The organism is Candidatus Melainabacteria bacterium (genome assembly GCA_003963305.1).
Classification (GTDB): Bacteria; Cyanobacteriota; Vampirovibrionia; order Obscuribacterales; family Obscuribacteraceae; genus PALSA-1081.
Genome location: RXJR01000031.1, coordinates 214,305 through 234,737, shown reverse-complemented (window position 1 = coordinate 234,737; position 20,433 = coordinate 214,305). Strand labels below are relative to the sequence as shown.

Annotated in this window: 18 protein-coding genes; 8 read left to right on the top strand and 10 right to left on the bottom strand. The window is 49.4% G+C overall.

Annotated elements, in window-relative coordinates; all coding sequences use genetic code 11:
• The first annotated feature begins 411 nt into the window (after positions 1-411).
• Complete coding sequence (locus tag EKK48_27705; protein ID RTL36142.1) at positions 412-1,800, top strand: tetratricopeptide repeat protein; 1,389 nt, start codon at positions 412-414, stop codon at positions 1,798-1,800.
• Between the two features lie 134 nt (positions 1,801-1,934).
• Here EKK48_27705 and EKK48_27700 read toward each other — a convergent pair whose 3' ends face one another.
• Together EKK48_27700 and EKK48_27695 are read right to left on the bottom strand one after the other, a co-directional pair.
• Positions 1,935-2,312, bottom strand: coding sequence for a BON domain-containing protein (locus EKK48_27700; GenBank protein ID RTL36141.1), 378 nt, complete (start codon positions 2,310-2,312; stop codon positions 1,935-1,937).
• Between the two features lie 1,030 nt (positions 2,313-3,342).
• Entirely contained in the window at positions 3,343-3,558 is a 216-nt protein-coding gene (locus EKK48_27695) for a hypothetical protein (GenBank protein RTL36140.1), read from the bottom strand.
• A gap of 51 nt (positions 3,559-3,609) precedes the next feature.
• On the opposite strand from EKK48_27695, the gene EKK48_27690 reads away from it, so the two are divergent.
• A complete protein-coding gene (locus EKK48_27690) occupies positions 3,610-4,860 on the top strand; it encodes a Tat pathway signal protein (GenBank protein RTL36139.1) in 1,251 nt (416 codons plus the stop codon).
• 75 nt (positions 4,861-4,935) lie between these two features.
• Here the strand turns inward: EKK48_27690 and EKK48_27685 are convergent, their stop codons facing one another.
• Together EKK48_27685 and EKK48_27680 are read right to left on the bottom strand one after the other, a co-directional pair.
• On the bottom strand, positions 4,936-7,599 hold the full coding sequence (locus EKK48_27685; protein RTL36138.1) for a hypothetical protein: 2,664 nt from the start codon (positions 7,597-7,599) through the stop codon (positions 4,936-4,938).
• Between the two features lie 114 nt (positions 7,600-7,713).
• Positions 7,714-8,109 (bottom strand): hypothetical protein, encoded by a 396-nt coding sequence (locus EKK48_27680; GenBank protein ID RTL36137.1) that lies wholly within the window; start codon positions 8,107-8,109, stop codon positions 7,714-7,716.
• 183 nt (positions 8,110-8,292) lie between these two features.
• Here EKK48_27680 and EKK48_27675 point away from each other — a divergent pair, with 183 nt between their 5' ends.
• Both EKK48_27675 and EKK48_27670 read left to right on the top strand, forming a co-directional pair.
• On the top strand, positions 8,293-9,924 hold the full coding sequence (locus tag EKK48_27675) for a caspase family protein (protein RTL36136.1): 1,632 nt from the start codon (positions 8,293-8,295) through the stop codon (positions 9,922-9,924).
• Positions 9,925-10,008: 84 nt separating this feature from the next.
• On the top strand, positions 10,009-10,884 hold the full coding sequence (locus EKK48_27670; GenBank protein ID RTL36135.1) for a tetratricopeptide repeat protein: 876 nt from the start codon (positions 10,009-10,011) through the stop codon (positions 10,882-10,884).
• A gap of 3 nt (positions 10,885-10,887) precedes the next feature.
• Here the strand turns inward: EKK48_27670 and EKK48_27665 are convergent, their stop codons facing one another.
• Together EKK48_27665 and EKK48_27660 are read right to left on the bottom strand one after the other, a co-directional pair.
• Positions 10,888-11,535 carry a hypothetical protein gene (locus EKK48_27665; GenBank protein RTL36134.1) on the bottom strand — a complete coding sequence of 216 codons (648 nt, stop codon included), beginning with the start codon at positions 11,533-11,535 and terminating at the stop codon, positions 10,888-10,890.
• Positions 11,536-11,728: 193 nt separating this feature from the next.
• The gene (locus EKK48_27660) at positions 11,729-11,920 is read right to left on the bottom strand and encodes a hypothetical protein (protein RTL36133.1); all 192 of its coding nucleotides are present in this window, start codon (positions 11,918-11,920) and stop codon (positions 11,729-11,731) included.
• Positions 11,921-12,115: 195 nt separating this feature from the next.
• On the opposite strand from EKK48_27660, the gene corA reads away from it, so the two are divergent.
• Positions 12,116-13,243 carry a magnesium/cobalt transporter CorA gene (corA, locus tag EKK48_27655; protein RTL36132.1) on the top strand — a complete coding sequence of 376 codons (1,128 nt, stop codon included), beginning with the start codon at positions 12,116-12,118 and terminating at the stop codon, positions 13,241-13,243.
• Positions 13,244-13,347: 104 nt separating this feature from the next.
• Entirely contained in the window at positions 13,348-13,842 is a 495-nt protein-coding gene (locus tag EKK48_27650; GenBank protein ID RTL36131.1) for a VOC family protein, read from the top strand.
• Positions 13,843-13,962: 120 nt separating this feature from the next.
• Here EKK48_27650 and EKK48_27645 read toward each other — a convergent pair whose 3' ends face one another.
• The 4 genes from EKK48_27645 to EKK48_27630 all read right to left on the bottom strand — a co-directional run bounded on the left by EKK48_27645 (position 13,963) and on the right by EKK48_27630 (position 18,352).
• A complete protein-coding gene (locus EKK48_27645; GenBank protein ID RTL36130.1) occupies positions 13,963-14,355 on the bottom strand; it encodes a hypothetical protein in 393 nt (130 codons plus the stop codon).
• Positions 14,356-14,358: 3 nt separating this feature from the next.
• Positions 14,359-16,035, bottom strand: a complete 1,677-nt coding sequence (locus EKK48_27640; protein ID RTL36129.1) for a peptide chain release factor 3 — start codon at positions 16,033-16,035, stop codon at positions 14,359-14,361.
• Between the two features lie 122 nt (positions 16,036-16,157).
• On the bottom strand, positions 16,158-17,963 hold the full coding sequence (locus tag EKK48_27635; GenBank protein RTL36128.1) for a hypothetical protein: 1,806 nt from the start codon (positions 17,961-17,963) through the stop codon (positions 16,158-16,160).
• Positions 17,964-18,001: 38 nt separating this feature from the next.
• The gene (locus tag EKK48_27630) at positions 18,002-18,352 is read right to left on the bottom strand and encodes a hypothetical protein (GenBank protein ID RTL36127.1); all 351 of its coding nucleotides are present in this window, start codon (positions 18,350-18,352) and stop codon (positions 18,002-18,004) included.
• A 229-nt stretch (positions 18,353-18,581) separates the two neighbouring features.
• On the opposite strand from EKK48_27630, the gene EKK48_27625 reads away from it, so the two are divergent.
• Both EKK48_27625 and EKK48_27620 read left to right on the top strand, forming a co-directional pair.
• Positions 18,582-20,006 (top strand): hypothetical protein, encoded by a 1,425-nt coding sequence (locus EKK48_27625; GenBank protein ID RTL36126.1) that lies wholly within the window; start codon positions 18,582-18,584, stop codon positions 20,004-20,006.
• The gene (locus EKK48_27620) at positions 19,999-20,427 is read left to right on the top strand and encodes a hypothetical protein (GenBank protein ID RTL36125.1); all 429 of its coding nucleotides are present in this window, start codon (positions 19,999-20,001) and stop codon (positions 20,425-20,427) included. Before EKK48_27625 ends, EKK48_27620 begins: the two co-directional genes overlap by 8 nt.
• Positions 20,428-20,433: the final 6 nt, after the last annotated feature.

Sequence of the window (20,433 nt, the reverse complement as noted above, 5' to 3'; positions counted from 1 at the left end):
CAGGCGCGATATTGTTATGCCGTCAACCAATCAGGGAGCTGTGAACATGTCTACTGACACAACACTTTTCGAAATCTATAGCGAACTCAATATCCTGGACATCATGCAAAGCGAAGAAGCGCAGGAATTTATCGGTGAAGAATGTGAAACCGTCTGGAATGCTCCGATCGTCGTCGTCGCTGCTTAGTCAACTTATATGGTATTAAATATAGTGGCTTGGTAGTTACTGCTACTTACAGCCGGCTCTGCCCTCGAGCAGTTGTCTTAATTGCCATGAGCTGCCGGACATGCCAGATTTAACTTTCTTTTCGCGAGCAGTCGCCAGCGTTGGCTCAGAGCCCTTGTCAAAGCGCGGAGAGTGCGCAAAGGCTCAAATCCGGGTACTATTAATTAGACACGCTCGGATTTGAGATGAAGACCCCGATTTGCCTAGCGGCGCTTTTGTTTGTTGGAGTATGTTTTCCGCCACAAGCGGGAGCATATGATCCCAACGATAAGGTGCTCAAAGAAGCGCTCCAGCTGTATAACGGTGGTCATGTGGAACGGGCGATTCCGCTCTTTTTGCAAGACTTAAAAGATAATCCGAATAACGGAACGGCTCATTATTACCTGGGCATGGCGCTGAAAGAACATGGCGCCGATGCAAATGCAATCAGTGAGCTGGAATTAGCCGCAAAATTGTTGCCGGCGGGTGTTACCCAGGAGCTGGCTAAAAAGGCGCTGCATGGTGGATTTGAAGAAGATCCGATTGTGCCTTCAACGCCTACAGCCCCTGCTAAAGCGGCTCCGGCACAACCTCAAAATTGGTTTTCGCCAATTCTCAATTTTTTTCAGCCGCCGCCTAAGTCTGCTGAGCCCAGGGCTCCAGTCTTTGTCACTCCGAGCCTGCCTGCATTTCCAGACCTGGTCAGTCCCATGGGTGATGCCTGGAAAAGCACGAAGCACTGGATTCGCGGTCAGGGAAAGGCGGTTCGCAGCCTTGGAAAGAAACCTTCAGACGCCCGTCAGACACGAAACGGCGAGCCAGACGTCATACCGATGGGCGAAATGTTGAACCTTGCCGACGACAGCCACGCGCTTCCCGGGCACAAGCAAAGCCACCCTGGCGGCGTAGTAGTCTTTGAGCAAGCGCCTGAAAATTCCCTCTCCTGGGATAACTGGATCAGGCGATTCCGGAAAACTTTCGACGCCCAGGTTTTCCGATATCTTTTCAAGGATGCAAAGGACGAGAGAACTGGTATTGCCAGTGTCATATTCAGTGTGGACAGCAAGGGGCATTTGCGTGGAGCCGTCTACTCTGCCACCGCGGATGATACCTTGCAGCAATGTTTGCTAAAAGCTATCCGCGACCTTGATAAGTCGTATATTCTGGCTTTTCCACCGGAAAGCGGAATTTCGGGCTGGAATTTTAGAATGACCTGGAATTTCGGCAAAGCGCTTACTTTTGTGCAAATGGTACGGGAACGGCGCGCTAAGTTGGCAGCGGTGCCGCCGCCGGTGATCAAAATTGATACAGCCGCGATGATCAAGAAGATGAAGCAAGATCAGCTTTCCGCTCAGGCAAAGAAATTAGCAGAGCAAAAGCGTCTTGCTAAGACCAAAATGGCCGTACGAGTGCCGCCACCACCAGTGGTGAAGACTGATGTCAATGCACAATTAGTGAAACCAGTAGAGCTGAAGGCAAACGCCCTCAAACTCTCTGATATGCCGCCGTTGCCTAAGAATGCAAAACCGCTCACAAGAGAAGACATGGATGAGTTCAACATTCTCAATCAAGACGTCAGCGGTCTCTTTCACTAATTGTTTGCAGTATGCCTACTTATGAGCGGCTCCATAGAACGACTACTTAAAATGGCTACTCAAAACGGCTACTTAAAACGGCTTTCTCAAAACGGCTACTCAAAACGGCTAATCAAAACGACTACTCAAAACGACTACTTAGGAGCGACTATTTCCAGTTCGCTGACGTAGTCTTTGCCGTAGCAATTTTTCGCTAGACTTTCGATGATGCTTTTTTCCCTGACGCTGTCGACCGGTCCGCGGAGAGTCATTTTTCCATTTTCGTCAATGAGTTTGACATTTTGCGCATTAACCGACAGTCCTTTCTTTTTCATGATTGCTTTACGCAGCGTTGCCGATCTCTCGACTGAAGCCTTATCATTCGCCTGGTTTTGAGCCGTCGGCTTGCTATCACTGATTTCTCTGGCATTTCGTTTAGTGTTGTCAGCTTTTATCTCGTCTGCTTGCATCGGCAGAGCGCTGTAGTTTAGTGAGAGCAAAGATGCTGCAATAGCTAATGTCATTTTTTTCATTCAAAACTTCCTTTCTGGTTTGAATTGTCGCGTTTCGGATAGTCCTCAGACGCATGTGACAGTGAGTTGGGTCCCTTTTTGTTGCAAAAATGTCGATAAAGTTCCTGCAGTTGAGCTTGTCGCAGGTTAAATGCTGGCGCGTTCGTACTTTCACCAATGACCGGGCGCGTCAATATCTATAGGATATTTTTGTTCAGCGCACCCCTTCTCTCTCCATAATCGCGACTCGCTCGTTCATGCACGACTTCCGTTTTGCGCGGTTTTTAAGTGGTGACAGATGTCCCTTGAAGTTCCAGTTTCGACGAAAAACGATTCAGGCTCTGACAGCGCCTTGAGCCTGGCTAAGCTTTCCGGCCAAGCGCTCCTTTACTCTGCAATACAATCGCCTATGGAAGGCGTGACTCAACTCGTCAATAAGGTGGCTGAGCGTCAGGTGCTGCCTTGTCCGCAATTGATTGACGCTCCGGACGCGACTGAGTTCGGTAGCAAAGCTTGGGTAGCGCAAACAATCGGCTCCGGCGTTGGCATGGTCGGACCATTTCTCTTGACAGAAAAGATTTCAGGCGGAATGTTGAACAAAGCGGGCCTTCTAAAAGAAGAAGGGGTGGCAAGCACGTTGAATAAATCCGGTCTTCTGGGCGAAAATACAGTCGGTCGCCTGGAGGGCTCTATGAATTTGACAGTGCCTGCATCTCGAATGGCTGTAGCTGGTGCTCTTTATGGACTTGTTTTAACCCCTGCAAGTGACCCGACCCGAGACTTTTGGGAACAGCGAGCAGTCTCGGCAGCCAGTTCTGCGATCACTTTTGCTGCTATGGGAGCCTCCTCGCTTGCTGTTGCTAATGGGATTGAATCCGCCCGCATTGCTATTGGTGTTCCCGTCGCGCAATCAGCTGTCGAATCAATCGCCATCAGAGTTGGAAGCAATGCTGTTGGTGGCGCAGTTGGTGGCGTCGCCAGTGCGGAAAGTAATTCGCTGCTTTCTGGAAAGGGCTTTTCTTCAAGGGAAGAGTTGGTGCACTCTATCGCATCATTCATGGTAACTGGCGCTGGACTTGACGCTGCTCACATCGCCGGTGCGCACATTGCGGGCGCCAAGAGTGCTCCCGCTGAGAGTGCTCCCGGGGAGAGTGCTCCCGGGGAGAGTGCTCCAGCTGAGATTGCTCGCGGTGAGATTGCTCGCGCTGAGATTACACCAGCTGAGAGTGCCCCAGCTGACGTTGGCACAGGCAAGACAAATGAACAAATCGCCGCCAGAGAATTGCCGGCTTCAAAACTTACACCGGGTGAGCATCAATTGCTGGACAAAATGCAGCGAGCCCACTTCGAATATTTCAGACAACAAAGCGATCCAGTTACAGGCTTGACCAGAGACAGATCAACCGATACATCACCTGCAAGTATAGCTGCGGTTGGGTTTTCTTTGACTGCACATCCGGTTGCAGTCAGCAGAGGCTGGATCAGTCGTGAAGAAGCTACAGACTACACTCTGAAGGTGCTGAAGAACTTGTCCGAGACGCCGCAAGGACCGGACGCGAAAGGAACCTCAGGAGATCACGGATTCTTCTATCATTTCCTCGACCCCAAAACTGGATTGAGACAGGGAGAAAATGAACTCTCAACCGTTGATACCGCGCTGCTCATGGGCGGAGTTCTTTTCGCTAAAAATTTCTACGATGGAAACAATCCGAAAGAGACTCAGATTCGCGAACTCGCAGACAATCTCTATAAGCGCGTCGATTGGCCGTGGGCTCTCAATGCTGAGGGCCGTTTATCGATGGGATGGACTCCCGAGCACGGCTTTATTTCTTCCGATTGGCAGGCTTACAACGAGGCACAGATATTGTTGTTGTTGGCGATGGGCTCCCCGACACATCCATTGCCCGCTGCAGCCTGGGACAAGTTCATGTCGACCAGCAAAGTGGTTGAGATGAACGGGCAGAAGAGTCTCGAGTTTGGACCGCTCTTCGGACACCAATATACACAGATATGGATGGATTATCGTGGTATCAATGACGCCACCAATCGCAAAGTCGGCTTCGACTATTTTGAAAATTCCAGACGTGCCGCAATGGCTCAGCACGCGTACGCAGTTGCGAATCCGATGGGGTGGAAAGGCTATAGCGCTCTCGATTGGGGTCTAACAGCGTGCGATGGTCCAGGCGATGTGGTCAAAAATGTTGATGGAAAGCCAGTGGAGTTTAAAAGTTACAATGCACGTGGATTTCCCAACGCTCCAGATGACGGTACTATAGCTCCGACTGCAGCGGCTTCATCGCTGCCGTTCGTGCCCGAGCTCGTGCTTCCGACGATTAAGCACTGGTACACCAATCGTCCCGAAATCGTTGGACCGCTCGGCTTCCAGGACGCATTCAATCCCACATTTGACGGCAGCAAACCTTCGGGTTGGGTAGATAAAGAGACGTTGGGAATTGACCAGGGTCCGATTTTGTTGATGACTGAAAACTATCGAACTGGCATGGTTTGGGACAAAATGAAGAAAGACACTTACCTGAATTCCGCTTTGAAAAAAGCTGGTTTCAAATAAACGCTTGATCTGAGAAGTTTGCTGTTCAATCCGCTGGATCTTCAAAAGCCGAAGCCTTTAGACCACAACAAGACCTCATGTTGACGCAGCTATCGAAGTGTGGTCTGGGCGAACGCTGATTATATGAGGGTGTTTGCTTTGCCACTCCGATTCGATTTTGTGAATCGTTTTGATCGACTCTGCATCGTCGATGACGTGTCCGAAAATTGTGTATTTCTGGTCCAGGTGCGGCGCACTTCCTAACAAAATCGAGAATGACGTTACGGCTGAATTCGGGTCATCTCCGTGCGCCATCGAAAGAACATACTTCTTGTGCAGCACTTTGCCGGACTGTTGGGCTTTCACTTCCAGTGGCAATCGTCTGAGCATCGTCGTTATATGCGGCGAATTGAGTTTGAATCCATCTGCTTTGTTTTCCGCTAGTGCCGTCTGCAGAACAAAATTGTGTTCGTAGCGCACGATGCTCGTGCCGTCAAATGCACCTGCAGTAAAGAGCTTGTACATTTGTGTGGCATTGATTGGTGCTACCGCCGGGTCTATAACCATTCGAATCGTACCGGCTGACGTTTTCATTTCAACTGTTTTTGGAGCAGTTAGCAGCGGCCCGTCAGTCTTCGCGCTGAACACAGGATAAGTCTCATCCACGTTTTTCTTCACTTCCTTAGGGGCGTCAGGTTTTATGCCGCAATATAGGTCATTGCACGCTTCATCGGCTTTAGACTTGCCAGACAGTGCATTCAATTGGGCGGACGCATCCGCAAGTAAATCTGATTTGCTGTTTGGTGCCGGGAGGTCTTTTGCACTAATGATATATGGGTGCGCTTTTGTCCAGGTTGCGATCATTCGTTTCATGGTTGCCGTAGTCACTGCATCTGGTATCAGGCGACCGAAAACTGTGTACTGGTGATCCAGGTGGGGTGCATTGTCCAGCAAGATTGAAAAGGAACTTACGGCTGAATCTTCGGCATGAGACCGAGCCATCGTCAGCGCCCACTTCTTATTAAGTCCACGTCCTTCTTTGTGACTTTCCACTTCCAGCGGCAATCGTCGCAATAGCGCTGTTTGTTCCGCTGTTACGGGTCTTTTCGGATCGTGTTTGATGTCGATTGAACCAACCTGAAATAAGTAGTTTGGCTGATAAGTGATGACGTTGGTGCCATCGAATGCGCCCACCTTGAAGAGCTTGTAGAGTTGGGTTGCATGCGCCGGAGCGATGGTGGGATCGATTACCATATGTAGCTTGCCAACTGAGGTCGTCACTTCCATGGTCTTCGGTTCTGTCAACAGTGGTCCGTCATTCTGTGCGTTAAAAGGGCTGTAGATGTCGGAGCCATTGTAATCTTCCGCCGTCGAACCATTGGCGTTGGAAGCCAGTGTCGGCGCATCTTTCCAGTTTGGCTTGACGAAGTGCGGATCGTCGTAAAAGATTCCTTGTGAAACCATGGAATCTTGTATCTTTCCGGTGGTGTTGTCGTACACCGAATCAATTTCGAAGTGTTTTCCTTTCGGCAGAACCAGGCCGTCTTTGAAGTATAGGTCACCTATTTTTGCGATTTCCAATCCGTGATCGGTTTTCGTTGTGATTTGTGTGGTCCAGGCTGGCGTCTTTTTTGTTCCGTCACAAACCATCAAAGTCACGTTTTTGCACAACGGATGCACGTGAGTCCATACGGCACGCACTGTGCGATCTTCTGTGTTGAAGCCCATGTCACGCCCGTCTGCGATGGGACAGGTGTATGGTTGTATGCCTGGTGGCACGAGCCAGTGCCCCGTCGTCTTTCTATCGTTGGCGTCGGTCATCACCGCCCCGGGTACCGCATTAGGTGCGTTATCACCTCGAGATATGGCCATGCATGACGGACCGTGAATGCTTGGTTCTTTGATTCTGGTCTTTTCGTTCAACTCCACTGCCACATAAGGCGTATACCAGGAGAGTGCTTTCATTGGCTTTTTCAGCTCTGAGTCTTTAACAAAGTCAATCGTGCAAAGGTGTTTGACTCTGCGATGTTCAGTCGTTGTACGATTTGCTGCCTGAAATGCAATGTGCAGAAATTCTTTGCTCGAAAGCGGAACTGCATAGCCTTCAGGAAACCGAAAGTCGGTTTGTCCCTGTGTCAAGGTGAAGAGTCTGGGACTGCCTGTGTGGATTTCAGGAAATACAGTGTTACGTGGATCCACATCGATATTGAAGTGACAAATAAATTCCGCTGTCGGCAGCGGCTTGTCATTCTCGTCCAGCACGATCAGCTTTACGCCTTTTGCCCAGATCAATTCTTTAGGCTCATTCGAGTGAACAATCGCGCTCGTCCTCGAGTTGCTTCCGGCGTTGCCGCTGCCATTGCTCCCGGCATTGCTTCCGGCATTGCTTCCGGTTCCGCTTGCGGCGCCTGCCATCATTGATGGCTTGTTGCCATTTTCGACAAAATTTACGGCAGACTCATTCACCGATATCTCTTTGGTTGCGAGCATGTCCGCCACCCTGAAGGTCTCGTTGACGTAAGGACCTTCCATAGAGCGATATTTGCGATGAAGGTCGAAAGGACCGGCTGTGATTTTGACTTGATGAACCGGCTCTTCCAGAGAGTCGACAGAGTATTTCGATTGAGCCTGGGGTGGAGATACGCTGAGAGTGCCCGTCTGCGTGCCCGGCACATGTATCGAACACGAGGTCAGCGACAAGGTGCTCACCAACATGGTGAGCACTGTCAGAAGGCACGATTTGATGTGCGCGTTTTGCACTGTTAAGCAGTCCGCCGAAAGCTGAACGTCCGGTTCTTGGCTGATTTTACTATATAGGCATGGTTGCCAATAAGCTTTGCGACTGAATGCGTTGTTATGCCTTATTCATCTGAACTATCGGTCCATAAACTGAAGAACGATTCTGCCACTATCGCTCAATTTCGCCAGTACGTCGAAATTTTGATTATCGGCTGAACGAACTGGTTGAGCTTGTGAGTTAAAGGCGACCACGAGTTTGGGTCGGTCGTAATTCAGTCCGTTCAAGTTTTGTTCCATCTGCGATTTGATCTGCTCGAAGGAGTTCTCGAAATCTTGAAAGCTGTTGCGGCGCAAGTCGAAGACAAGTTCGCTGAATTGCTGATTTAGCTTGTTGAAGGCGTTTACGCACGCAAACTTGAGTGATTTCCGGTCTGTTCCGCTCGCGAATGAGCATGAATTCATCTGCGCGTTGCGAAGATTAGCTGCATCGTTTTGAACCGCCGAATCAAGTCTCCACTGTGTTAACGACATTTTTTGCTCCATCTGACAACTGACTGGTTTTTCAACCAACTTTGTTGTTACGAAGTGGGCAAAAAAATTAGGCGACTTCTTAAACCCGGCAGGGATTATGAAATCGATGTTATTCTGAACGTGTAGCGGTACTGAAGGGTGCCATTCTGATTCCATGAACGCTGAATTGGCGTAAAGCTGAACATGCAAAGCAATCGAAGAGCTAAGCGAACAAATCAATTTTTAAATGTCGGTGACTGCAGCGGTCAGTTAATAAAGAGGGGCGTTCTCGCCGTAATCGCTCTGACCATTTCGGTAAGCGCGGGCTTTGCCAGATCAGCCGAAGATGCGCAGGCCCCCAATCGCCCAATTCGCGATAAGTGGGCGCTGGTAGTGGGAATTAGCGAGTTCGAAAATCCTAAATTGAACTTGAGATATTCTGCAAAAGATGCCGCCGATTTCGCCAGTTATTTGACTAATAGTGCAGGATTTGCTCCCGATCACGTAAAGATTCTGCTAAATAAAGATGCGACTCAGCGACGCATTTTATCGGAGTTAGGAAATAAGTGGTTGCCCCACGTGGCAAATCCCGATGACCTTGTCGTGATTTTTCTTTCAACCCACGGCAGCGGTTCTGAAATGGATATTGGTGGGCAGAACTATTTGCTTGCTTATGATACCGATATCGACGATCTCTATACATCTGCAATTCCAATGCAACGTCTTGCGCACGATATAAAATCCCGAGTGCATTGCGACCGCGTCATTATTTTTCTGGATGCCTGTCACAGCGGTGCCACCGAAAGTGGTGGCAAGGGCATGATACGCACCGGAGTCGATGCTAACGAACTCAGCACCGGCTCTGGGCAGTTGGTTATTGCTTCCAGTAAAGAAGATCAAATCTCCTGGGAAAGTAAAAAACTCGCAAACGGCGTTTTCACTGCTGTGTTGCTTGACACTTTGAAAAAACAAGGCGACTCGACGACTATTGGCAAAATGTTCGAGCGTTTGAAAGACGATGTTCAGGACACTGTTTTGCGTGAGCGAGGCACCCTGCAAACACCGGTCATGAAAAGTCAGTGGAGCGGTAATGATATTTTGATCGCTGGAAAACCGACTTCGCCGAGACCTGGGTACGATGAAGACAAGGCGAGTTCGCTCGAGACGCCCACTACGGTCGCGGCTGCTCCTCCGACACCTCCTTCTCCGCCGCCGTTACCCACAGCGGTTCCGTCAGCTGTACCTGTTGCTTCCAGGCGCAAGCAGACGAAAGCAACGGCATCGGGTTCAAGTTCGCTTGCAAAGAAGTTCGGCACAGGTTCATCAAACCAGACATTATCGAGCCAACCCGGGTCTGCCGATAAGGCTGATTTGGCCACAGACAAACCAGAGCCTGTCAATCCTCGAATACTTCTGGTGCCTGGGCAGTCTGTCGCGAGAATGAACCTTGGCATGACCAGCGCCGAAGTGCTAAATCTGCTCGGCAAGCCAACTTCTAGCAGCGACAACGTTATCACTTACTGGACATCCGACCGTAAATATTTCCTCAGCGTTCTGTTGAAAACTGGCGTGGTCACCGAGATTGCCTTCAACTCACCGGCGTTTAAAACGGCGAATATGATTACTTTGAGCAACTACTCTGCTCACTCCAGAGAATTTTCGAAACCATCGAATTCGTCCATCACTCTTCTTGACGGCGGATTTTCAATTGTCGAACGTGGCAAAGATTTGCCGGTCGGTGTGATTTTCAAGAAACGCGGTGCTCAAGCTCCTTCTGGTTGGTGGGAGGCACATTCGGCGCCTCCAGCAAAGCCGACGCGTCCGTCGCAAAATTAGTTGAATTTCCTCTCACAGCGCCAAAACGCATCTTATTTTTCTCACTATTAGCGGGTCAATTGCGGTACGCTCAAACCTTCAGTCATGCTCGGTCTGTGCTGTGCGTGTCTGGTATCAAAGATGCCCCGTTTCCGCGGCAAAGAGGAGTTTAGTATGGATTTGCAGAAGTTGTTAAGAGTTGGAATTTGTGTTGCAGGAATTGGCGTGAGCATCAGTGCATGCACACCAAATGCGACTGAAACAACAACTTCTGATTCTGCTGCCAGGACACAAGTTGCTGTCGAACAGGCCGTCTGGGAAAAGTTAACCAATGACGGTGACGCAGCGAAAGCCAAGGGCGATCTTAAAAAAGCCGAAGAATGTTATCAAGCAGCCGTCCAGGAAGCGCAAAAGCTTGGCGAGAATGACCCGTCTCTAGCAAAAACGACCGCAAATCTTGCCGACTTTTATTACGCTCAAGGCGACGGTGCACAGGCCGATAAGTTGTACAAACAAAGTCTCACCATTCGTGAGAAAGCTCTTGGATTAGAGCATGCGGATCTGGTGCAATCGATTCTCGGTTTAGCGCGAGTTTCATCTGCCGAGAAGAATTATGCAGAATCAGTTGCCCACTATGAAAGAGCGATTGCAATCTTGAATAAGAACAGCATGCCTGTTTCTGATGAAGTGCAAGCCGAGTACAAAAAGGCTAAAGACAACGCTTCAGGTACTAAAGGCTCGACTAAGACAGAAGCGGAAAGCACTGAAGAAGGCGGAGCCAAAAAGTCGGAAGGCGGTGCCAAGAAAGGTGATGCCGAATCGAAGAAAGGCGACGCTGAATCGAAGAAAGGCGATGCCGAATCGAAGAAAGGCGATGCTGAATCAAAGAAAGGCGATGCTGAATCGAAGAAAGGCGATGCTGAATCAAAGAAAGGCGATTCCGAATCGAAGAAAGACGATTCTGCCAAGAAAGAACAGTAATTCCTATTTTGATTCGGATGAGTGATTCGACTTGGATTGATCCGCACCGCCCGCGGTGACAGGTTGGAATTCCAGCGACTTTACGGCTTCATCGATTAGTGGCATGAAAGCGTCGTAGGCGCCTTCGATCGCAGTGTAGTTGAATGCATACGCGATTTGATTAGCGACGACTAAATACTGCAACATTTTTGCCGACGAACCTTCCGCATCTAATTTCAGAATATAGATTGATTTATGAGCGTCGAGTGAACCAATTTTGCATGCCGATTCCTCGACGCGAGTTAGTGGTGAACCTTTGACTGGATATTGCTTTTCGAGTTCTTGATTGACATTTTTCGCGTACTCTTCAACTGTCATAGGCACGGATAATTTTTCGGCACTAACACGATAGCTCACGAGTCCGTTGTCAGTTAAAAAACGGCAGATGAGCGGTGGCTGCCCTTCGGCTTTTTCCCAGTTCTGCGGATATTTGATGCTGAAACCGAATTCGGAACTTTTATAGCTGGCAAGATTTGTCAGCGCTTTTTCGCATTGCTCTTTCAATTCGCTGGTATTTGGCACTTCTACAGCCATCGCTGTGAGCGGCGTCAATGGCATCCAGGCAAGGCACACAAGCACAACACCTTTTCGCAGCAGCTTCGCAAATTTCATTATCTACCTACGATTCTTCGGGACATCTGGCAGAAATCACGATAGGGATAAATCAATCCGCCACCGTTAGGATAATACCAACCTGTATGGTGGTGAAATTCTATCATTGAAAATGGCACACACCCGACCAAATACAAGTCGGGTGTGCCTCTCGGTCAAACATCGAAACTTCTGCGTTGCCAGCGAAGGACTCTTAAATTCTCGAGCTCGACAGGGGATATTCGAACTTGGCAGCGCCGCCTGCTCGGTAGATAGACTGTTTTTGCTGCTTGCGCACGTATTCTGCCTTCATCGCCTCATATTCCTGGGCGAAATTCCGCTGAGAAAAGCTGTAATTCTTAGGAGGGCTCATCGGGGTAAAGAGAGCAATCAATAAATCACGCATAATGCAGACTCCTTAATGATCGAGGTCAAGCTGGCTTCAAAGCTCTTCGGCGCTTGGTCCTTTGCGACAGGGGCAAACCGAACTGGGTGTTGGTCATGTTTTAACTTTGCCAGCCAAGTGTGATCTTTTGGTTCCCCCCATGAAAACTGTCCATGCTCTAGAATAAGGGCTGCTAAATCCGACCTAGAGACGTTTATGAGTTCTTCTTCCTCCGATATTAAAGCGAAACGCCGCTCCCAGCGAATCACGGCTGAGTTCAATCTGCCGGGCGTAATGGATCTCAACCAGGCTGCCACGACCGAATCCCCCATCATGCACGTCATGGCTTACAGCGAGCATGCATATGTGGAGCAAGCGGTAAGGGATCCGGCAGGGCTGATTGAATTTCTGGCTAAGTGGCCTGTCACCTGGATAAACGTAGACCCTGTCGGATTTGGTCCACATGCTCAAGCGTTTATGGATCGGCTGGGCAAACTCTTCAATCTGCATGAGTTGGAGCTTGAAGACATCATCAATGTTCATCAACGCGCCAAAGTCGAAGAGTACGAAGAGCATATTTTTGTCGTCACGCGTATGTTAGTCAATCGTGATTCATCCGAAAGCGAGCAGCTCAGCTTGTTTCTGGGCAAAACTTATGTGCTCACTTTCCGCGAGGTGACTGCTGACTGCCTGGATCCGGTGCGGGACAAAATCAGAAAATCGCGCGGAAGAATTAGAACAGAAAAGTCGGATTATTTGATGTATGCAATCATCGATGCTGTTGTTGATAGCTATTTCCCATTGCTGACTAAACTTGCCGATCGCCTGGACAATATCGAAGAAGAAATTCTAGAGAAGAGTGAAAAGAACACGCCCGAAGATGTTTATCAAGTTCGGCGCGATATTCTCGCTATTCGTAAGTCTGTTTGGCCGACACGCGAAGCGTTGAGCACTTTGTATCGTGATACCAATCCTCTTGTTAGTGAGGCTACGCGTCTCTATTTGCGTGATTGCTACGACCATGCCGTGCGGATTATCGACTTTGTCGAGATGTATCGAGAGGTCGCATCGGCACTGATGGAGTTGCACTATACACGTGTCAGCAATCGACTCAATGAAGTAATGAAAGTATTGACGATTATCACGACGCTGTTTATAGGACCGAGTTTTGTCGCCAGTTTGTATGGAATGAATTTCAACACTGAAAAATCACCGCTCAATATGCCTGAGTTGAGTTGGTATTTTGGCTATCCGCTGGCCCTCTTTTTGATGTTCACCTTCTCGTGCAGTATCTTGATGTACCTGTGGTTTCGCGGTTTTCTTGGTCCGCAACGTCGCGGTTAACTCAACTGTTCATTTAAAGAACAACACCTGTAAGCAGAGTATGATTGCGCCACTAAATAACTGGCGAGCTAGTGCTCGTCCAATTTTGCTTTGAAGGAGAAGAAATGTCTGGCAAGGTTAAACCAATTCCCGATGGATACCATACAGCAACCCCTTATCTGATCGTCAAAGGTGCAGCAAAAGCAATTGACTTCTACAAGAAGGCTTTCGGTGCTACAGAACTCATGCGCATGGGTGAAGGTGATTTGATTCATCACGCCGAAATCAAAATCGGCGATTCACTTCTTATGTTGGCTGACGAATGTGTTGAAATGAAGGCAGTCAGCCCGCAGACCCTGGGTAACAGCCCAATCACAATTATGCTTTATTTTGAAAATGTCGACGAGTATTTCAATAGAGCAGTGGCTGCTGGAGCGACGGTAGAACGCCCGCTCGCAGATCAATTCTATGGCGACAGAACCGGCGGCATTGTTGATCCGTTCGGTCACAAATGGTATCTCGCGACTCACGTCGAAGACGTTTCACCAGAAGAAATGAAAAAGCGGGCGGCTGAGTTCAACAAACAGATGAAAGAAAAACACACTGCCGGAGTTGCATAACTGACGGCAAGCTCAGAAGCTCAAAAGCTCAAGAGCTCGGAAATCTCAGAGGCTGGTGTTAGTGGGACTGTGCAATCAGCACGGTCCCATTTTCTTTCGCAGATTACTAGACTTGCTGTTCTAATTATGCGCGTTGGCGTCAATGTCAACAAATGGTGCCTGCACATGCACTTTGCCACCATCCTTTTTGACCTTGACGAACGGTAGACTTACGTTGACATTGTCATCTTTGTCATTGCCGTCGATCTTCACACCTGGAGCGCGCACTTTCACTTTTCTTACGCCATCCTGGTCTTCACCAAGCTGAATGTTGATCTTGTCATTGTCTTCAGGTGGCGGAGTGGTCGTGACAGTTGTTTTCTGTTGAAAAAGCTTCTTCTCGACGACGGTCGTGGTCTTCGAGCCGTCAGGATTATCGACCGTCGTGGTTGTTGTTGACTCGCCGCATCCGCTCAGTGCGAGCGAGACACACGCGATCACAGCGAAATTGATTGAGCGATTGTTCGTAGTCATATTTTATCTACCCATGCTTGCTGGATTATCCATTGATGCCTGCACCGTTCTGGGATCGACTCTACTTAGTTCGATATCCGGATTTACTTCCTTGAATTTGTTCAGGTCCCACTTCGTTTTGAAGAGGAGCACCGGATCTTCAAATTTATCGGTTGCGACAGTATAGCCAGACCGGCTGGTTGCGGTCTTCATGGTCTCCCACGCACCGACTGGCCACAGGGCACAGTGCATATCAACGACTCTAAGTATGGTGGCAACGCCGTACTCTGACTGCAAGCGAAATTGAACTACTTCGAATTGCAGTGGTCCCACTGCCGCAAGCAATGGTATACGGGTGTCGCGTTCCGTCATCCAGAGAATCTGGATAGCGCCTTCATCTTGCAGGGCGGTGATGCCCTTATGGAATTGTTTGTAGCGGCTTGGTTCTTTATTTTCCAGGAAGGCAAAAAGTTCTGGTGCGAATGTCGGAATGCCCGGGTAATTGATTTTCTTGCCACTGGTAATGGTGTCGCCTATAGCAAAAGCTCCTGGATTGCTGAAGCCGACTATGTCGCCTGGGAAGGCTTCTTCGATCGATTGACGCTCTTTGGCAAACAATTTTTTCGGCTGGCTCAGTTGAATCGTCTTTCCGCTGCGACTATTGGTTACATCCATGTCTTTTACGAACATGCCGGAACAGACGCGAACAAATGCAATTCTGTCTCTGTGACGCGGATCCATATTTGCCTGAAGCTTGAAAACGAAACCCGTGAAGTCAGGAAAAGTTGGCGCAATCTCGCCTTCAGCGGCTGTGAATGAGCCGGGCTTAAGCGAGAGTTCGATGAAAGAGCGTAGAAAAAGCTCGACGCCGAAATTGTTCATGGCGCTGCCGAAGAAGACTGGCGTCAACTGTCCGTTGTGAATTTTCTCCAGGTCGAGTGGATGCGAGGCGGCTTCCAGGATCTCTAACTCTTCCATGAGTTGGTCGTAAAGACGCGCAGGAACCAGTTCCTTAACTTTTGGATCATCTAATTTGTAAGTCGCGACGTCTGCTCTGGTGCGTCCGCCAACTGAACGTTCGAACAAGTGCACGATCTGGGAGGCGCGATCGACCACTCCTTTGAATTCATCGCCTGTACCAATAGGCCAATTGACCGGATACGTCGATAAGTTAAATTCCTTCTCGATTTCATCGATCAGCTCCAGCGGTTCGCGGCTGGGGCGGTCCAGTTTGTTGATGAAAGTGAACAGCGGAATCTTTCGCAAGCGGCACACTTCGAAGAGCTTGCGCGTCTGCGGTTCAAGACCCTTGGCTGCGTCGATGAGCATGACGGCGTTGTCGGCCGCTGCCAGGGTGCGATAGGTGTCTTCACTGAAGTCCTGGTGACCTGGAGTGTCGAGAAGATTCAAACAATGTCCGATGAATTCGAACTGCAGCACGGTCGATGTAATGGAGATGCCGCGCTGCTTTTCCAGTTCCATCCAGTCAGAAGTGGCACTGCGCTCGGCACGGCGAGATTTGACGGCGCCCGCTTCGTCGATGGCTCCTCCGAAAAGCAGCAACTTCTCTGTGAGCGTCGTCTTACCTGCGTCAGGGTGAGAGATGATGGCGAAGGTGCGGCGCCGCTCTACCTGCTTCTCGATAGTGGCGGTGTATTCAGCCGGCGCTAGTTTTGTTTGTCCAATTGTGTCCGAGTTCATCGGTTGTCCTTGCGAATCGCCTGTTTGTGTGGCGGAACCGATTTGTCAGTTTAACACGCAAGGGCACCGGCAATGGTCTTTGTCTGACGCGTTGCTGCTCTTTGTTACTTAGACTTAAGCGCTCAACTGGCTGGGCGCATCTCCTCTTCCGGCTGCGCCCAGAACAGCTTGTAACGCTGTTTCTTGATGCGGTCGAGGGCTACCTGAATCTCGGGCAGTGGGCGTGTCAAACTTTGCAATGCCAGTCTGGTTAGTTCAATGCTGGCTTCGAACTCTGGTTGAACTACAGCGCTAGCACCTGCCGCCCTGAAGGCATTGATGTCTTCAGTGCGATGTGCCCGAGCCACTATCTTGATGTTCTCATTGCAACGTTTGGCGTAGTTGATAATGGCAAGTGTGGAAATAGGATCAGGAGTTGTCACTACGAGACATGCCGCTTTTTCCACGTGCGCTTTGTCCAGCACCAGCGGACTGACGGCATCTCCATAGATATGTTTGATTGCTCTCATGGCTAAATCATCCATGATACCGGCGTTCAACTCTATGACTATGAACGGAATGTGGTGTGCTTCCAGAACATGACCGACGTTCTTTCCGATTCGCCCGAAGCCGCAGACAATGACGTGGTCGTTGAGCGCATCGACATTTTCTTCATCTTCATCACTTTCTGATTGATTGCCGACATCATTTTCGCTGCCGTTACTGCCACCAGTATTAGTACCAGTTGGTGACAATCCGGCAGTTCGACGTTGATGCGACAGTGCCGAGAACTTTTTCAATAGTTTAGGCATCAAAGTCATCAGTGCGGGCGAAGCTATCAAAGTGACGACGGCACCAGCGAAGAAAAGATTGTACATGGCGGCGGATATCAGCTTCGAATCATAGCCAAGCGACAGCAGAACAAACGAGAACTCTCCGATCTGTGCCAGACCGACACCTACCAGGATGGCGCTACGCAGGTTCCTGGTGGCGAAGAACGCGCTCAATGTCCCAATCAGGATTTTTCCGATAATCAATAGAAGTACGAACGTAAGCACTTCTAGCGTATGACTGAAAATGAAACGAGGGTCGAGCAACATACCAATTGAAACGAAAAAGACGGTTGCGAAAAGATCGCGCAGAGGCATCAGATCGGTCAACGCCTGATGAATATATGGCGACTCGCTGATCATGATTCCAGCAAGGAAGGCGCCCAGCGCGATGGATAGACCGATTTGTTGGCTCACCAGCGCCACTGACAGGCACAGCACCATTAGAGTCAGCAGAAACAGTTCACGATTGTTCGATTTCGCTGAAAACGAGATGATATGAGGAACTACCTTTGTTGCCCCCGCAATGATGGCAAGTAAGAACAGCGCTGCCTTCCCCGCGGATATGAGAAAGTCTGTGTAGTTCGCGTTCGCTGTCTCTTGCAGAACCGGCAGGAATGGAATGATCAGAACTAGACTGAGATCCTGTACTAGCGCCAATGGAATCAAGATTTGTCCATGAATAGAGTCAGTCTCACCACGTTCGCTCAGCACTTTTGAAATGATTACGCTACTCGAGATGGCGCAGACGCAGCCGAACAAGAATCCCGCCGCTATGTTCGGTGCCAGACCAATCGTTGAAGCGAGCCACCACGATGCGGCGATTGTGAGCAGCATCTGCGTGCTCCCGGCAAGGAGAATTTTCTTCGCTGATGAAACTATCTGCCGCAAAGATAAATCGACTCCCAGGGCGAATAGCAGCATGGCTACGCCGAATTCGCTGATCACTTTGATCTGGTCCATCTGATTGATCAACTTGAGCCCGTGCGGTCCAATAGCGATGCCTACTAGCATGTAGCCTGCCATAGCAGGTTGTTTTGCCTTGATACAGATGTATCCGGCTATTAATGCGGCGCTCCATATGATTGCCAGATCGGCAATCAACGTAAATTCTTCCATGGTCTGTCCTCAATTAACGTGTCACGTCGAAGACAGCTTTAGATCAATAAAGAGCAGAATAAGAGCCAGAGCGAGCCCCGGTTGTTTACAGAAATTGAGATTTTTCGATTGGACGCAGCGCAAATCGATTGTCGGCTGCCCGCTTGCGCCGGTCCCAGGCTGACGTCATTATGCGGATAAGTGTTATTGTCAGGGCGAGACTTGTTAGATTTGATCAGGCAGAATTCTGCGTCCGCCTCCAGGCAGGCAGAGAACAACCGGTCGGTTCTTTCAATTTTGGAATCTGAAAGAATTGCGTGCGAGAGCTGAGCCGGAGGCAAAAGAGGCAACAGTTGCGCGATAGCGACTATCAGGAAAACAAACAGGCTTTCGACTATGTGTTTTTTCATAGCGTCTCCTGAAAGGCGCGCGTTTAAGCCTTAAAACTGCTAAGGCTGACTCTATTTGCAGTTTAACCTGCCAACCTGTCAAATGCCTTTCAAAAAGGCGCTATCCTATTGTCGAGCTTGTCTGAATGGATGCCTCTGTAAGGCTTTCGGGGAACGATAGGTAATCCGCCGGCTGTTTGCTTTATCGGTAACTGGGTATCAGATATTTGGCGACAAAAGGATGGTTCAAATGCCGCTTGTTTTTGTACATGGCGTAAACGTGCGCCTCGGAACGAAATACGAAAAAGAGATGCAGCAACGCAACCAGTATTTCGTCAACATATTTTATAAGCTCCTGGGACGCCAGTTCAGTGCGGATCGTGTGATAAGCCCGTACTGGGGCGACCTTGCCACAAATACGACAAGTGGAAATCCATATTTGCCGCAGAGTAAATTCGAGACCGGCTTGGGCCGCGACCGCACGCGTCTGAATGCCGGACTGAGTGGACGTTCCGGCGCAGCCTCAGCTGTTCGAGCAGATGCAACTTCCGAATCAGGTTCCGATGCAAGTTCAGAGTCCGGATCCGAAGTTGGCTTCGGTGTTGGGGTAGATGGACCTTTTGATGCAGCCGGGGAGTCCTGGGATGGTGAAGAGTCACATGGACGTTCCCTGGTCAATCTTGCGCGCACTGATTCCATCGCGAAAGTATTTGATATCGTCATCGCTGCTGCTTCGGAGCAATCGCTGGACGCGTCGCTTGAGCAGGCGCGCGCCCTCTCGGAGCTGGCTCTCAGCGCGCTTGATCTGAGCCGTCGTTTTAAGTCTCTCGATGAACAGGTCGCATGGCTTGAGGGTGTCGTCGATGATGCACAGTTACTTTTGAAGATTGAAGATGAACTGAAAAGAGACTCCAGTGCTGACCAGAAGAGACGTCAGCTCAGTCTCGAACAAATGAAACTTGCCGGTACCTGGCTGCAGACTCGTTATGATAAAGCCAGCCAGTTGACCCGGGATAGATTGCAGCTGCGCACAAAGCAGTTGCAAGCTCGGATGAATCAGCTCAAAATTACCGCCGGTAACAGCATGAAGCAGGTGCGCGAGACCAGACGAAAAACTGCAACTCATATGGCTGCCGCCGCGTTGACCTCACCGGTCCGCAAACTCTTTCACGACCGATTGTTCCTCTTCCTTGGCGATTCGTTTTTATACTTTGGGCAACGTGGCACTCCCGATGCGCCTGGTGCGATTGTTCGAAAAATTTCTGATGCGTTCGAGTTGGGCTTGAGTATGAAAACAGCCGAAGACCCGGACTTGATCGTGGTCGCTCATAGCATGGGCGGAAATATAGTCTGCGATGTTGCCTCTTACTTCAGACCTGATCAGCAAATTGATCTGCTCATCACAGTGGCGACGCAATTTCCGCTCTTTGCCGATTTGCACATGTTTCCTGGTATCGATTCGCGAACCCGACCAATTAAGAAGCCACCGAATGTGAAGCGCTGGATTAATGTGTATGATATGAACGATATTTTCGCTTTTACGGCTCAACCTATGTTCGAGGACATAGAAGATCTCGAATTCGCCAGCGGACGCTTAGGAATGACTACACACGCTGATTGCTTCAAATTTGTATCTCTCTACGAGCATCTTGCCAGGGCGGTGTCTCGTGAGTAATGAGTCTGACAAGTTCGACAGGGTTTTCGAAAATGTGGATGCTTCGCCAATCGATGCGAAGAAGAAGAACCTCGAGAGGATTTATAAAGAGGAACAGAGCAATTTGATCAAATTGCGCCACGATGTGGGTAGCGCGATCAACATTGATAAGCAACTCGAGCAACAGTTGAAAAATCTCAAACGCAAGCATTTTGGAGAGAGTGAGACCAATCCGGAAATTGCTGCTTTGGAACACAGGCTCGCTGAACACCGCAAGGTGAAGGATGCTTTGAAAAGCCAACTGGCTGAAAGGGAGAAGAAGTTGCAGGCTGTCTATGATGAAAAGCCTGGTATTATTGGTTCGCTTATTTCTGAACCCAAAAACGTTTTTGCTTTGATTGTCTTGCTCGTGATCATGGCCGCGTTATCGAAAATTCTCTAGATTTAG

Bases quoted from the DNA above. Each gene is read 5' to 3' on its own strand.
- EKK48_27660 (RTL36133.1), bottom strand. From the start codon at position 11,920: ATGCGTGATTTATTGATTGCTCTCTTTACCCCGATGAGCCCTCCTAAG.
- EKK48_27675 (RTL36136.1), top strand. From the start codon at position 8,293: ATGCAAAGCAATCGAAGAGCTAAGCGAACAAATCAATTTTTAAATGTC.
- EKK48_27645 (RTL36130.1), bottom strand. From the start codon at position 14,355: ATGACTACGAACAATCGCTCAATCAATTTCGCTGTGATCGCGTGTGTC.
- EKK48_27630 (RTL36127.1), bottom strand. From the start codon at position 18,352: ATGAAAAAACACATAGTCGAAAGCCTGTTTGTTTTCCTGATAGTCGCT.
- EKK48_27625 (RTL36126.1), top strand. From the start codon at position 18,582: ATGCCGCTTGTTTTTGTACATGGCGTAAACGTGCGCCTCGGAACGAAA.
- EKK48_27700 (RTL36141.1), bottom strand. From the start codon at position 2,312: ATGAAAAAAATGACATTAGCTATTGCAGCATCTTTGCTCTCACTAAAC.
- EKK48_27670 (RTL36135.1), top strand. From the start codon at position 10,009: ATGCTCGGTCTGTGCTGTGCGTGTCTGGTATCAAAGATGCCCCGTTTC.
- EKK48_27680 (RTL36137.1), bottom strand. From the start codon at position 8,109: ATGTCGTTAACACAGTGGAGACTTGATTCGGCGGTTCAAAACGATGCA.
- EKK48_27665 (RTL36134.1), bottom strand. From the start codon at position 11,535: ATGAAATTTGCGAAGCTGCTGCGAAAAGGTGTTGTGCTTGTGTGCCTT.
- corA (RTL36132.1), top strand. From the start codon at position 12,116: ATGAGTTCTTCTTCCTCCGATATTAAAGCGAAACGCCGCTCCCAGCGA.
- EKK48_27635 (RTL36128.1), bottom strand. From the start codon at position 17,963: ATGGAAGAATTTACGTTGATTGCCGATCTGGCAATCATATGGAGCGCC.
- EKK48_27650 (RTL36131.1), top strand. From the start codon at position 13,348: ATGTCTGGCAAGGTTAAACCAATTCCCGATGGATACCATACAGCAACC.
- EKK48_27640 (RTL36129.1), bottom strand. From the start codon at position 16,035: ATGAACTCGGACACAATTGGACAAACAAAACTAGCGCCGGCTGAATAC.
- EKK48_27705 (RTL36142.1), top strand. From the start codon at position 412: ATGAAGACCCCGATTTGCCTAGCGGCGCTTTTGTTTGTTGGAGTATGT.